Here is a 14,307-nt window from a genome sequence, read left to right on the forward strand (position 1 = left end):
CCATGATCACGCGTCCGATGATTGCCGCCGTCCTGGCGGCCACCGCTGCCGTCGCCTCCGCGGCTGCGGGCCCCTTGCAGGTGACCAGCAGCATCCTGATCGAGAGCCGCGCTGCCGCCGCCGACGGCACCACCCGGATCGCACTGGTCAAACCGTCGAAGGTGACGCCGGGCGACAAGGTCATCTTCGTCCTCAGCTATCGCAACATCGGCGCGCAACCGCTCGCCAACGTGGTGCTCGACAACCCGTTGCCGCGCCAGATCGCCTACCGTTCGGCCAATCCCGGGTCGCCCGCACCCGACGTGTCGGTCGACGGCAAGACGTTCGGTTCGCTCGATTCCCTGCGCGTCCGCAGCCTCGACGGCAGCACGCGCGCGGCGGGTCCCAACGATGTCACCAGCGTCCGGTGGCGCCTCGCAAGCCCGTTGGCGGCCGGTTCGCAAGGTCAATTCGCGTTCCAGGCCGTGCTCAAGTGATCCGGCATTCCGCCACACCGCAAACACATAAAAGATAGGCTTAAACATGCACGTCAAAGGGGTAATTCGCACGCTGATGGCCGGTACGGCTGCGGTCGTGTCGATCGGCATCGCGGCGGAAACGGCGAGCGCGCAAGCGCCGGGGCCGGCGGGTACGGCCGCCGGCACGACCGTCACCAACACCGCGCAGGCCAGCTATTCGGTCAACGGCGTCCAGCAATCGACGACGTCGAACGCGGTCAGCTTCGTGGTCGATCGCAAGGTCAACCTGACCGTCACCACCAACCAGCCCGCCAACACGGAGGTCGCGATCGGCCAGCCGGCGGCGGTAACGACGTTCACGGTGACCAACAACACCAACGGCACGCAGGATTTCATCCTGACGGCCAGCCAGCTGCCGATCCAGAACCTGTTTGCCGGCGACAATTTCGACGTGACCAACGTCAGGGTGTTCGTCGATTCGAACGGCAATGGCATTTATGACGCGGGCGTCGACACAGGGACCTATATCAACGAACTCGCCGCCGATCTGTCGGCCGTCGTGTTCATCGTCGGCGACGTTCCCGACGTCCAGTCCGCCGCGCTCGCCGGCATAACCCTGATCGCGCAGGTCGCGGCGGGGGGCGATGGCGCCGCGCAGGGCGCACCGCTGACGCCGAGCCTCGCGCTCAACGACGATGCGGTGGTCGACGTGGTCTTCGCCGACAATGATTCGGACCTGCTCGGCCTCGACATCGCCAATAACGGGCAGGGACGTGCCTCGCTCGCCTACGAAATCGCCACGCGCGACGTCGCGCTCAGCGTCGCCAAGACGCAGCTCGTGATCTCCGACCCCGTGAGCGGTCTCGTCGCGCCCAAGGCGATCCCCGGCGCGGTCGTCCAATATTGCCTGACGGTGTCCAACGGGACGCTTCTGACGCCTGCGAACAACGTCAACCTGACCGACATCGTCCCGGCGAATACCACCTATCAGCCAGGCTCGATCGTGATCGGGGTGCCCGGTGTCCAGCCGATCTGCACCGTGGCGGGCTTCATCGCCAACGACAACGGCACGCCGATCGCCGGCACGACTTTCACGGGCTCGTATGATTCGGGGGCGAGGCGGGTGACGGCGACGATCCCGACTCTGCTCGGCGGGACCGCGGTCGCGGCAAGTTTCCGCGTGACGATCAACTAGACCCCGCCCCTCGCGACCAAGGAACCACCGATCCCGGCGCGCGTGGCGACGCGCGGCGGGAAAGGGCCCTTCATGCTCAGCGTCCACCGTCTTCTGCGCCTTTGCGCCCTGCTCCTGACGATGCTGTACGGGCTCGCGCTCGGCTGCCTGCCGGCCGCAGCCCAGACGGGTGGCCAAACAGGTGGCCAGACGCGGATCGAGAACACCGCGACGCTCTCGTTCGACGATACGGCCAGCGCGACCGGATCGCGCAGCGTGCCGTCCAACACGGTCGCGCTCGACGTGAACCGGGCCAAGCGCCCGACGACGCTGACGTTTCGCCTGCCACCGCCCAACTACGCGATGACCGGCGCCCAATGCCAGACCGTGCCGACGCTTCTCTTCACGCCGGCCCCGATCGACGCCGCGACCTATGCCGCATCGACCCCGATCGCGACCGTCGACATCTATGCCGACATGATCCTGGTGCTCGACAACCAGGCCGGCAACCGTGATCCCGACTTGCGGGAAACCGCGATCATCGCGGTCGAGGTGGGCACCATCCGGACCACGCTGACGCTGACCGAGACGGCAGTCGCCAGCGGCATCTTCGCAGGCGGCATCCCCGCGGTCGCGACCGGCAAGCATCCCGAACTGGCCGCGTGCGATATCCGCAACCAGCGGGGCGTGGCGATCAGGCTCGGCTTTGCAGAGGACGGCTACAGCCTCGGGTCGACGGCGTCGCTGCTGATCGACCCGGCCGGCTACACCTTCGATTCGCGGACTGGCGCGCTGATCGACGGCACTACCGTGTCGCTGGTCGACGAGACCGGCCAGCGCGCCACGGTCTTCGGCGACGACGGGGTCAGCCGCTATCCCTCCACCGTGATTACCGGCGAGGCGGTCACCGACGCCAGCGGCCGCGTCTATCCGAGCCAGACCGGGCGATACCGCTTCCCGCTAACCCTACCGGGGCGCTATTTCCTCAAGCTCGTACCGCCCGGCACCTACACCGCGCCGTCGACGGTCGATCGCGCGACGCTGGCGGCGTTGAAGGACCCGCAGGGCACGCCGTTCATCCTCAACGACACGAGCTTTGGCGGCGCGCTGACGCTGTCGACGCCCGAACCCTTCTCCGCCGACATTCCGCTCGACAGCCCGGGCGCCGGCACGCTGCTGCTGACCAAGGTCGCGTCCGTCCGCGAGGCGTCGCCGGGAGATTTCGTCCAGTATCTGCTGCGCATCACCAACCGCGATGCCGTCCCGGCACGCGGGCTGCACGTTGCCGATACCTTGCCAAAGGGGCTGCGCTACGAACGCAATTCCGCGCGCGGCGGTGACGAGCCGACCGTGTCGTCCGACGGCCGCACCCTCGATTTCGTCATCCCCGTGCTGGCCGCCGGCGCCTCGACCGAGCTGAAATATGTCGTCAGCATCGCTCCTGGCGCACCGACCGGGGAAGCGCTCAATCGCGCGCGCGTCGTCGGGCAGGGCACGGTCACCAGCAACGAGGCAGCGGCGTCGGTCCGCCTGCGTCCGTTGCTGTTCTCCGACGCGATGACGATCATAGGCCGCGTGACCGAAGGAAATTGCGGCGATCCGGTCGACAAGCGCAAGGGCGTGGCCGGGATCCGCCTGTTGATGGAAGACGGAACGTTCGTCTCCACCGACCGCGACGGGCTGTACCATTTCGAAGGCGTCCGCGCCGGTCGCCATGTCGTCCAGATCGATACGTCGAGCATCCCCGCGACGCACGCCCCGGTCGCCTGCGATATCGACACCCGGCAAGCCAACAGTGCGATCTCGCGCTTCGTCGAGGGCGATGGCGGATTGCTGAAGCGCGTGGATTTTCAGCTGAAGCCGACCGGCAAGGCCAAGGCCGCGGATGCCGGCCTGCCCGTCGCGGTCGCGGATGCCGCCATCGCTGCGGGGAATCGCGACTGGCTGGCGGGCGAGCAGACGGCCGGCATCGACTGGCTGTTCCCGAGCGCCGACCACAACCCGCGCGCACCGATCGTCCGTGCGGTGGTCAAGCACGCGCCAGGCCAGCGCATCGCGCTCACGATCAACGGCAAGCAAGTCGAACCACTCGCGTTCGACGGCGCGGATACGCGCGATGGCGCCGCTATCGCTGTGTCGCGCTGGACCGGCATCCCGTTGATCGATGGCGACAATCGTCTCCAGGCGCGCGTGCTCGCCGCCGATGGCAGCGTGGTGAAGACGCTCGAACGGGTCGTGCATTACTCCGGTGCCGGCGTGCGCGCGGTGTTCGACGCCGCCAGCAGCCGGCTGGTCGCCGATGGCCTGACCCGCCCGCTGATCGCCGTGCGCGTGACCGACAAGACCGGCCGTCCGGTCCGCGCCGGCACGCTCGTGCCGTTCAAGGTCGACCAGCCCTATGCCGCCGCGGTCGAGGCCGAACTCGAACAGGGCCGCCAGCTTGCCGGTCGCGATCGTTCCTCCACCACCGCGCAGGTGGTCGGCGACGACGGGCTGGCCTTCATCGCGCTGCAGCCGACCACGCAGGCGGGTGCGGTCCGCGTCGTCGTCTCGCTGACCGAGGACAAGATCGTCCACGCCCACGAGGTTCGCGCCTGGCTCGCGGCATCCGTGAAGGACTGGGTCGTCGTCGGCTTCGGTGCAGGTTCGCTCGGTTACGACATGCTCAGCAAGCGCCAGTCGGGACTGCCCCGGTCGGAGCGCGACAGCGTCGTCACCGACGGGCAGCTCGCTTTCTATGCCAAGGGTCGCGTCAAGGGATCGTGGCTCGCGACGATCGCCTATGACAGCGACCGCAAATACGACCCCGATCGCGGCCTGCTCGGCACGATCGACCCCGATCGCTATTACACCGTCTATGGCGACGGCGCGCGCCAGGGCTATGACGCCGCCACGCGCCGGAAGCTGTACCTGCGGCTCGAGCGTCGCGAATTCTATGCGCTGTTCGGCGATTTCGAGACCGGCTTCACCGACACGCAGCTGACCCGCTACAATCGCACGCTCAACGGCATCAAGACCGCCTATGAGGGCGAGCGGATCCGCGCGACCGGGTTCGCAGCGCATACCGACACGCTGTATTCGCGAGACGAGATCCAGGGCAACGGCCTGAGCGGTCCCTATCGGCTGGCGGGGCGCAACATCGTCCCCAACAGCGACAAACTGCGACTGGAAACGCGCGATCGCTTCCGGTCCGAGCTGATCATCGCGACCACCCAACTGACGCGCCACATCGATTACGACATCGATACGGCGATGGGCACGGTGCGGTTTCGCCAGCCTATCCTCAGCCGCGACAGCAATCTGAACCCGAATTTCATCGTTGCCGACTATGAGGTCGAGAGCGGCCGATCCGCCAAGCTGGCCGCCGCCGCACGCGTTGCGACAAAGCTGGTGAACGGCCGGGTCGAGGTGGGGGCCGCGGTCATTCGCGACGAGACCATCGCCAAGGCCACCGTCGTCGGTGCGGATATCAAGGCACGCGTGAACGCCACCACCGAACTGCGCGGCGAGATCGCCAGGGGCGGCCGCGGCGGCCTGGGGCAGGGGCTCGCGTACCTGGCCGAAGCCGATCACCACGGGAAGAAACTCGATCTGCTCGCCTATGCGCGCCAGCAGGATGCCGCGTTCGGTGTCGGCCAGCAGAATTTGGTCGAGGCGGGCACACGCAAATTCGGTCTCGATGGTCGCCTGCGGCTGACCGACCGGATCAGCGTGACGGGGGTAATGTGGCATCAGCAGCAGCTCGACAATCCCGGCACGCGCACCGCAGGCGATGTCCGGCTCGAATATCGGCGCGATAGCGGCACGATCTTCGTCGGCGGGCAATATGCATCCGATCGCGGGATCGACGGCAAGGACCGCGACAGCCGCCTGTTGACGCTCGGTGGGACGCAGGCGCTGTTCGGCGACAAGGTGACGCTTACCGGCCAGACCCAGTTCGCGCCCGGCGGCGACAGCGACAGCGTCGATTTCCCCGTCCGCCACCAGATCCAGCTGTCCTACCGGATCAAGCCCGGTATCCGGCTGATCGGCGGATACGAGATCGCCAACGGCGACGGCTATGTCGCGCATACCAAGCAGTTCGGCGTCGACGTCGCGCCCTGGACCGGGGCCAAGCTGATGAGCACTCTCAACCAGCAGGCCGCCAGTGGCCTGGGCGGCGAGAATGGTGCGCGGACGTTCGCGCAATACGGCCTCAGCCAGTCGGTGCCGCTCGGCAAGAACTGGACCGTCGACGGCACGCTCGATGCGAGCAACACGCTCAAGGGCGAGATCCCCGAGGGTGCGGTGGTGAACCCGTTCCAGCCGGTCACGTCGGGTGGCTATGTCGGGCAGGACCAGATCAACGGCGATTATGCCGCCGCGACGCTTGGCGCGACCTATCGCCAGACCTTGTGGTCGGTGAACGGGCGGCTCGAATACCGCAACGCCGACAGCGGCGATCGCTGGGGGATCACCACCAACTTCCTGCGCACGCTCGGGCAGGGCAAGACACTCGCGTCGAGCATCAAGGCGTACACGATCAAGGACCGGAGCGGCGCCGTCGCGACCTATGCCACCGCCGACGTCGCGCTCGCCTTCCGTCCGCTCGACAGCCGCTGGTCGGTGCTCGAACGGCTCGAACTGCGGCACGAGAGCGCGGATGCGGGGTTCACCGACTCCAATGCGCTGGGCGTGCCGGCCTATGGCAGCGGCGATCAGGTGACGTCGCGGATCATCAACAACCTTGCCGTGAACTATCGCACCGGCCCCGAAGGGCTCGGGCACGGGACCGAGGCGACGCTGTATTACGGCGCGAAATACGTCGCGGGGCGGTTCGCCGACGACAGCTATGACGGATATATCGACGTGACCGGGATCGAACTGCGCCAGGACGTCGGCACGCGGTTCGATATCGGCGTCAGCGGATCGGTGCAGCATGCGTGGTCGCGCGGTGCATGGTCATGGAGCGGCGGGCCGTCGATCGGCGTGTCGCCAGTGCAGAACACGTGGCTCAGCGCTGGCTACAACGTGTCGGGCTACCGCGACCGCGATTTCGAGGACGACCGCTACACGCGGCAGGGGCCGTACGTGACGATGCGGCTGAAGTTCGACCAGACCAGTCTGAGCCCCGTGCTGGGCGGCGCCACGCGCGCGCTGTTCGGCGGGCGGCGATAAATCACAGGGAGAGAGATATGCCGACGCCGAACCAGCCCACCCCCATCCCCACCCCCACCCCCATGCCGCTGCCGCGCGATTTCACCGATCACGGTCCGTGCGTCGAGGATCTCGCGCGGGCATTCGCGGCGCAGGACGCAGCGAGCAGCGAGGCTTTGATCGAGACGCTGGCGACGCAGGCGATCCGGCAATGGCGGCTGGACGACGCGACCTTCTGGCAACGCGTGAAGTTCCAGGCGCGGATGATTCGCGCGCAGATGGGGTCTGCGGGGAAACGGTGAGGGGCGACGGCGAACGAGCTGGCAAAATACTTCTGCTGGCCGCTTAACGCGAAAGACCCTCGCTCCGGGGGCATGGAGCGAGGGCCAACTCAGCGTTCGTCACGCAGGCAGGAAATGGGGAAACCATCCGGGCAACAGGGGGAAAAATCCCGAATGCCCCACATCCGCGAGCCACCCTCTAGGAGCCGCAACCTGTCGCTTGCATGAATGAGCGACAGGTTGTGTTATTTTCGTCCACCCGTGCGTCGCGGATCGTTCCAGCGGAAGGTGTTGTCGCTGACCGGCACGCCGAATTTCTGGTTGGTCAGGCGGATCGTCGTGCGGTTGTTCTGGCTGTCGAGCGCGACCCAGCCCTGCAGCATCAACCCGCCCGGCGCGCCCGCGTTGCGCACGAACACCAATGTGATCCGGCCATATTCGGGGTGTTTCGGATCGTTCGCCTCGACCGACACGATCCGCTGGTCATAGCCGGGAACGAGCTTGGCATAGCGCGTGATGTCGCGCGTCGGATCGAGCAGCACGCCCAGCGGCGAGTTCTTGATCGGCCAGCGCTGCACCTGCTTCACCGAATAATCGATGAAGGTCAGCGCGCCGCCTTCCGCGACGATCAGGATCGGCACGCCCTTTTCGTACTGGAAGCGCAGCTTGCCGGGCTTCTTCAGCGTCAGCACGCCGGTCAGCACCTTGCCGTTGCGATCCGCCTGCGAGAAATTGGCGGTCATCGTCTCGACCGATTGCAGATGCTTCTGCACGGCCGCGAGATCGCCGGTGGCCTGCGCGGCAATGGGCGCCGGGATCGCGGCGACCGAGAGGGCGGCGATCGTCGCGATCAGCGCAGGGCGGGTATTGAACATCGTAATCTCCTTGGGCCGGGCACTGGCTCGGCTGGCTTGAACGGCGACTGAACCTGGGGGCGACGGAAGGGAAGAGGCGTGTCGTGATCCCCGGCCCGGGCGCAGGTTGAAGCGTGAGACCGAACACCGATGGGATAGCGATGTCGTACTGGCGGTGGAATGCGCAAACCGGATAGACCGCGTGCAACGATGCCGCGGTTTCCGGTGGCGACCTTGCATAACGCCAGCCGACGGACCGTATTGGCCCGTCGCGCTTCGGTCCGGCCGATGTTTCGGAGATAATCGTCATGCAGGCCGTACGGATCAGAGCGGGATGGGGATGGCTGCTGCTCGCCGCGGTCACGCTGTCGACGATCGGCGATGAGATCACGCTGATCACGCTGATGTTCCGGACGGCAGGCGATCGTACCCCGTTCGCGATACCGATGCTGCTGGTCGCACAGCTCCTGCCAGGGCTGCTGGCTGCCCCTTTGATCGGCCGGCTGGTCGATACGCGGGACGCGGGCAAGCTGCTCGCCGCCACCGCACTTGCCAACGCCGTGATCCTGGCCTGGATGGCGCGGCATCCGGATATGCTCTCCACCATCGTCGGCGCCGGTATTTTGGGGATTTCGTTCGCGATCGGCGGTGCCGCGAGTTTCACGCTGATTCCCGTGCTGGCGACAGCGCTCGGCATGGCGCTGTCGCGCGCGAACGCGGTTGTGGAGTTCGTCCGCAGCGTCGGCATGCTGGCCGGGCCGGTCGTCGGTGGTACGCTGGTCGCATGGGGCGGTACTGCCAACGCGCTGCTGATCGATGCGGCGAGCTTTGCTGTGCTAGCGGCCGTCGTGCTGGGAAGCGGGTTGCGCCGGCCGGTCGATCGGTCCGACGAGGCGCGCGGGCGCGGTGGCGCGACCCTGCTTTCCGAGTATCTGCCGGTCCTGCGGGATCGGCGGATCAGGGTGATGATCGGCACGATGACCCTGGGGGTCTACGCCACCGCGATCGCGGACGTCGCGTTCGTGTTCCTTATTACCGTCACGCTGGCGGCTGGCCCGACCGCTTTCGGGGTGCTGACTGCGTGCTGGGCAGGCGGGATGATGGCGGGCGCGGCGGCATCGGGCAGCAGCGTCCTGCAGCGCCCGGCGCCGATCGCGTTTGCGTCCCTCGCGGTGATGGGGGCAACGATGCTGGCGATTGGTATCGGCATTTTGACGATGACCGACATGACGACAACCGCCGGGCTGGTCTTGGTCGGGATCGCGTTCGTGATCGGCGGCGCCTCGAACAGTGTGCACAACGTCGCCGTGCGGACCCTGCTGCAGCGCGAGGCGCCGGCCGCGGCGGTGGGAAGGGTCGCGGCGATCTACGGCGCGGGAACAAGTTCGGCCGCGATCCTCGGATATTTGACCGGCGGGTTGTTCACGCCGAACCACGCCGTCGGCGCCTATATGGTCGGTGGTATTCTCGGGATCCTTGCGGGGCTGGCCGGATGGCTGCTCATCATGGTTTCGAAGCGCGATGCCGCCTGACCCTCATCGACGGTCGCGCCGTGCTGCACAAAGATCGGGTTGCCCAAAGATCAGATCGCATGCCCTTCGGTATCGCGCAGCACCTCGCGCCGCCCGACATGGTCGGGCCGGCCGACGATGCCGTCCTTCTCCATCCGCTCGATCAACCGCGCGGCGGAGTTGTACCCGATCCGCAACTGCCGCTGCAGCCACGAGGTCGAGGCCTTCTGCGACTCGCACACCAGCTGGATCGCCTGGCGATATTGCTGGTCCTCCGCCGAATCCTCACCCGTAGGCGATCCCTCCAGCGCGAAGCTCTCCTCGGGCTCCTCGGTCACCGACGAGATGTAATCGGGCAGCCCCTGCGAGCGCCAGTGATCCGCCACCAGCCGCACCTCGTCATCGGTCACGAACGGCCCGTGGACACGAACGATGCCCTTGCCGCCGGGCATGTAGAGCATGTCGCCCTTGCCGAGCAGCTGTTCGGCACCCTGTTCGCCCAGGATGGTGCGCGAATCGATCTTCGACGTGACGTGGAAGCTGATGCGCGTCGGCAGATTGGCCTTGATGACGCCGGTGATGACGTCGACCGACGGCCGCTGCGTCGCCATGATCAGGTGGATGCCCGCCGCGCGCGCCTTCTGCGCGAGCCGCTGGATGAGGAATTCGACCTCCTTGCCCGCGGTCATCATCAGGTCGGCCAGCTCGTCGACAATCACCACGATCTGCGGCAGCACGTCGTATTCGAGCTTCTCCTCCTCGTACATCGGCGCGCCGGTATCCGGGTGATAGCCGGTCTGCACCTTCCGCCCGAGCGGCTGCCCCTTGGCCTTGGCGCCACGCACCTTGTCGTTGAACCCGGCGAGGCTGCGCACGCCTACCGAGGACATCTGGCGATAGCGATCCTCCATCGTCTCGACCGCCCATTTCAGCGCGCGCACCGCCTTGGCGGGATCGGTCACGACCGGCGATAACAGATGCGGAATGTCGTCGTACATGCTCAGTTCGAGCATCTTCGGATCGATCATGATCATCCGGCACTGGTTCGGCGTCAGCTTGTACAGCAGCGACAGGATCATGCTGTTCAGCCCGACCGACTTGCCCGAGCCCGTCGTCCCCGCGACCAGCAGATGCGGCATCGGCGCGAGATCGGCGATCACCGAATCGCCCGCGATGTTCTTGCCCAGGATGATCGGCAACTGCGCGGACTGGTCCTCGAACGTCTGGCTGCCAACGAGCTCATGCAGCGACACCGCCTCGCGCCGCGCATTGGGCAGCTCGATGCCGATCACGTTGCGCCCCGGAATCACCGCGACGCGCGCGGAGATCGCGGACATGTTGCGGGCGATGTCGTCGGCCAGCGCGATGACGCGGCTCGCCTTGACGCCGGGGGCGGGCTCCAGCTCGTACATCGTCACGACCGGCCCCGGCCGCACCTCGATGATCGAGCCCGTCACCTTGAAATCGTCGAGCACGTTCTCGAGCAGCCGCGCATTGCGCTCGAGGCCCGCCTTGTCGATCACATTGCCCTGGCTCGGCGGCGAGGGCGTCAGCAGGTCGAGGCTCGGCAGCGTGAAATTGTCGCGCAGGTCGAGCGATGACTGGCGCTCCTTGGGTTTGGCCTGCGATGGCGCGTTCTGGCGATCCGCGATCACCGGTGCAGGCCGCTGGTCGGGTTCGGCGACCGCGCGCGGCTCGACCGGCTTGCGCGTCAACGTCAAAGGCTCCTCGTCGTCGACCACATCGTCGAAGCCGTCATAGCCCAGCGCCTTGGTGCGATTGCGACGGGGAAGGCGCCATTTGCGCTCGCCGAGTTCGATCTCGACGCTCTTGCCCCAGACGATCGCGCCGGCGATCGCCGCGACCAGCCCGATCGCGCGCGCCGACCACAGCTCGGCGACCGGCTGGCCGATGAAGCTCAGCGCCCAGTGCACCGCGCTCACCACCGACAGCCCGACCACGCCGCCCCATCCGGCGGGCAGCGCCAGCACCGACGTGCTCGACACGAACGCCAGCGCGGTCGCCATCAACGCGACGCCGATCGCCGCGCCGCGCACCATCCGGCCCCAGCGTCCCACCGGCAGGTCGCGCCACAACCGCATGCCGAGGATCGGGCCGATCGGCAGCAGCAGCGCGACCGCCGGCCCGAACACCGTGAGCGCGATATCGGCGAACCACGCGCCCGGCGGTCCGACCAGATTGGCGGGAGAGGCGCCCGACGCGGTGTTGAGCGCGGCGTCGCTCGCATGATAGCTCGCCAGCGCCAGCGCCATCAGCAGCGTGCCGACGAACAATGCGATCGCCGCGATCAGCGCGCCGCTGCGCACTGCTCCCGCCTTCACCGTCTCACGCCACAAGGCTGGCTGCGCGCGGCTGGCCATGACCCTCAATCCTTCAATGTACGAAATCCCGACTTTTCATCGCGCCGGGCGGGTGCGCCGTCAAGGCGAGGGTGCGGCAACACGGGTTAAACCGCACTCGGATCGCCGTTGGCAGCGGTCCGCCGGCGGGATAGAGCAGCGGCATGGACACAGATGTACTCATCCTCGGTGGCGGGCTGGTCGGCGCGACGCTCGCCGTGGCGCTCGACGTGCACGGCATTTCGACGATCGTGGTCGATCCGGCCGACCCCGCGGTGACGCTGGCGCCCGGCTTCGACGGCCGTGCGTCGGCAGTGGCGAGCGCGAGCCACCGGATGCTCGACGCGATCGGCATCGGCGCGACGCTGGCGGGGCAGGGCTGTGCGATCCGCCAGATCCGGGTCAGCGACGGACTGGAGCCGGGCAAGCTGGATTTCGTCCCCGACGCCGACGATGGCGCGCTCGGCACGATGTACGAGAACAAGCTGCTTCGCCGCACGCTGTTCGACGCCGCCACCGCCGCGCCGCATGTCGACCTCCGCATGAAGACGCGCGCGACGTCGCTCGACCGCGCCGACTGGGGCGTCACCGCGACACTCGACTCGGGCGACACCGTCCGCGCACCGTTGGTGATCGTCGCAGAGGGCCGCAATTCGCCGACGCGCGAGGCCGCCGGCATCACGATCGCGCGCTGGTCCTACGATCACGCCGCGATCATCGGCGCGTTCCACCATGAGCGGCCGCATAACGACGTGGCGTACGAGATCTTCTACGCGAGCGGCCCGTTCGCGCTGTTGCCGCTGCCCGACGATGCCGACGGCCACCGCTCGGCGATCGTCTGGACGGTCGATGCGAAGGACGCCGCGGGGATGCTCAAGCTCGGCGACCGCGCGTTCCTCGCCGAGGCGGAGAAGAGCATGGGCGGTTTCCTCGGCAAGCTGTCGATGGCCACGCCGCGGTCGAGCTATCCGCTCGGCTTCCATCACGCGGCCCGCATTACCGACACGCGCATGGCGCTGGTCGGCGACGCCGCGCACGGCATCCACCCGATTGCCGGGCAGGGTCTCAACCTCGGTTTCCGCGACGTCGCGACGCTCGCCGAAGTGCTGGTCGAGGGCAAGCGCCTCGGGCTGGACCTGGGCGACGCGGCGCTGCTCGCCCGCTACCAGCGCTGGCGCGGCCTCGACACGTTCATGACCGCGGCGGCCACCGACACGCTGACGCGCCTGTTCGGCATCCCCGGCAAGACCGCCAGCGCAGTGCGCCGCTTCGGCATCAGCGCCGTGAACGCGATCCCGCCGCTCAAGGACCGCTTCATGGCCGAGGCGCGCGGCGAGAGCGGCGATTTGCCGAAGCTGCTCCAGGGGATGACGGTCTAAGGCGATTCGACATTCGCAATTGTCGATAGGCTCCACCGTTTAATTTCGTGCCACTCCACACCCTGTCGTCGTTGCGCAAACCCCATCGTCATCCCCGCGCAGGCGGAGACCCAGATACTCAGAGGCCAGCCAATATGGGTTCCCGCCTCCGCGGGAATGACGTCGTAGAGCTTGGGCGTAGGCCGATGTATGGAGGGGAAACTGCCCCGAGGAAGCGTGATGACCACCATGTCGGCCTCCGAACATCGCACACCCCCCATGCCCGCATTCGAAACCTTCGAGCGCCAACTCGCCGAACTGATCCGCTGGCGCCGCGACGTCCGGCATTTCCGGCGCGATCCGATCGACCCCGTCCTGCTACCCAAACTGCTCGATCTGGCGAACCTCGCCCCCTCGGTCGGCCTCAGCCAGCCATGGCGCTTCGTCACGGTCGACGATTCCCACCGTCGCGCGGCCATCCGCGATATTTTCGCCGCCTGCAACGGCCAGGCCCTCGCGGCACAGTCGCCGACGCGCGCCGACCGGTACGCGCGGCTGAAGTTAGCCGGCCTCGATGATGCGCCCTGCCATCTCGCGGTTTTCGTCGACCCCGACCCGCACCAAGGCCACGGCCTGGGCCGACAGACGATGCCCGAAACCGCAGCCTATTCGGCTGTGATGGCGCTGCACACCTTATGGCTGGCGGCGCGCTGCGTCGGCCTCGGGCTCGGCTGGGTCTCGATCCTCGACGCCGACCGCGTCCGTGTCGCGCTCGACGTGCCCGATCACTGGCAACTGATCGGCTATGTCTGCATCGGCTATCCCGCGATCGACAGCGAAACGCCGGAACTCGAACGCGAAGGCTGGGAACACCGGCGACCGATCGACGTCACCCGCCGCTAGGCCGATCTCAAGCCGCGTCGATCCGTCGCGCTTCCTCGACCAGCATCACCGGTACGCCCTCGCGGATCGGATAGGCGAGTCCGGCGGCGTCGGAAATCAGTTCCTGCGCCGCTTCGTCATACCGCAACGGGGTGCGCGTTGCCGGACAGACGAGGCGTTCGAGCAGCCAGGGGTCGAGCGTCACGCTGGAAATCCGTGCGTTTCGAGCGAAGTCGAGAAACCGGTTGCTGCGGAGCGGGTGTCTCGACTGCGCTCGAAACGACCGGTGGGGC

The 14,307-nt window shown here is 67.3% G+C and carries 10 protein-coding genes; 7 read left to right on the forward strand and 3 right to left on the reverse strand.

Features of this window, described 5'->3' with window-relative positions; genetic code table 11:
- The first annotated feature begins 2 nt into the window (after positions 1 to 2).
- Genes EQZ23_RS13005 through EQZ23_RS13020 form a run of 4 tightly spaced genes read left to right on the forward strand, consistent with a single transcriptional unit; the run spans position 3 to position 7,070 of the window.
- Entirely contained in the window at positions 3 to 476 is a 474-nt protein-coding gene (locus EQZ23_RS13005; protein WP_128454882.1) for a DUF11 domain-containing protein, read from the forward strand.
- 46 nt (positions 477 to 522) lie between these two features.
- A complete protein-coding gene (locus tag EQZ23_RS13010; RefSeq protein WP_128454883.1) occupies positions 523 to 1,653 on the forward strand; it encodes a DUF11 domain-containing protein in 1,131 nt (376 codons plus the stop codon).
- 42 nt (positions 1,654 to 1,695) lie between these two features.
- Positions 1,696 to 6,789: a DUF11 domain-containing protein gene (locus tag EQZ23_RS13015; RefSeq protein WP_240663567.1), complete on the forward strand. Its 5,094-nt coding sequence runs from the start codon at positions 1,696 to 1,698 to the stop codon at positions 6,787 to 6,789.
- 17 nt (positions 6,790 to 6,806) lie between these two features.
- Positions 6,807 to 7,070, forward strand: coding sequence for a hypothetical protein (locus tag EQZ23_RS13020; protein WP_128454884.1), 264 nt, complete (start codon positions 6,807 to 6,809; stop codon positions 7,068 to 7,070).
- Positions 7,071 to 7,294: 224 nt separating this feature from the next.
- Here the strand turns inward: EQZ23_RS13020 and EQZ23_RS13025 are convergent, their stop codons facing one another.
- Positions 7,295 to 7,924 carry an outer membrane lipoprotein carrier protein LolA gene (locus tag EQZ23_RS13025; RefSeq protein WP_128454885.1) on the reverse strand — a complete coding sequence of 210 codons (630 nt, stop codon included), beginning with the start codon at positions 7,922 to 7,924 and terminating at the stop codon, positions 7,295 to 7,297.
- Between the two features lie 287 nt (positions 7,925 to 8,211).
- On the opposite strand from EQZ23_RS13025, the gene EQZ23_RS13030 reads away from it, so the two are divergent.
- Positions 8,212 to 9,435, forward strand: coding sequence for an MFS transporter (locus tag EQZ23_RS13030; RefSeq protein ID WP_128454886.1), 1,224 nt, complete (start codon positions 8,212 to 8,214; stop codon positions 9,433 to 9,435).
- A 50-nt stretch (positions 9,436 to 9,485) separates the two neighbouring features.
- On the opposite strand, the gene EQZ23_RS13035 is transcribed toward EQZ23_RS13030, so the two are convergent.
- Positions 9,486 to 11,795 (reverse strand): DNA translocase FtsK, encoded by a 2,310-nt coding sequence (locus tag EQZ23_RS13035; protein WP_128454887.1) that lies wholly within the window; start codon positions 11,793 to 11,795, stop codon positions 9,486 to 9,488.
- Positions 11,796 to 11,938: 143 nt separating this feature from the next.
- Here EQZ23_RS13035 and EQZ23_RS13040 point away from each other — a divergent pair, with 143 nt between their 5' ends.
- Positions 11,939 to 13,153 carry a UbiH/UbiF/VisC/COQ6 family ubiquinone biosynthesis hydroxylase gene (locus EQZ23_RS13040; protein WP_128454888.1) on the forward strand — a complete coding sequence of 405 codons (1,215 nt, stop codon included), beginning with the start codon at positions 11,939 to 11,941 and terminating at the stop codon, positions 13,151 to 13,153.
- 219 nt (positions 13,154 to 13,372) lie between these two features.
- Positions 13,373 to 14,035, forward strand: coding sequence for a 5,6-dimethylbenzimidazole synthase (bluB, locus tag EQZ23_RS13045; RefSeq protein WP_346427826.1), 663 nt, complete (start codon positions 13,373 to 13,375; stop codon positions 14,033 to 14,035).
- Between the two features lie 7 nt (positions 14,036 to 14,042).
- On the opposite strand, the gene EQZ23_RS13050 is transcribed toward bluB, so the two are convergent.
- A complete protein-coding gene (locus tag EQZ23_RS13050; protein ID WP_128454889.1) occupies positions 14,043 to 14,219 on the reverse strand; it encodes a Trm112 family protein in 177 nt (58 codons plus the stop codon).
- Positions 14,220 to 14,307 lie beyond the last annotated feature (88 nt).

It is taken from the genome of Sphingomonas sp. UV9, assembly GCF_004101245.1.
Classification (GTDB): Bacteria; Pseudomonadota; Alphaproteobacteria; order Sphingomonadales; family Sphingomonadaceae; genus Sphingomonas.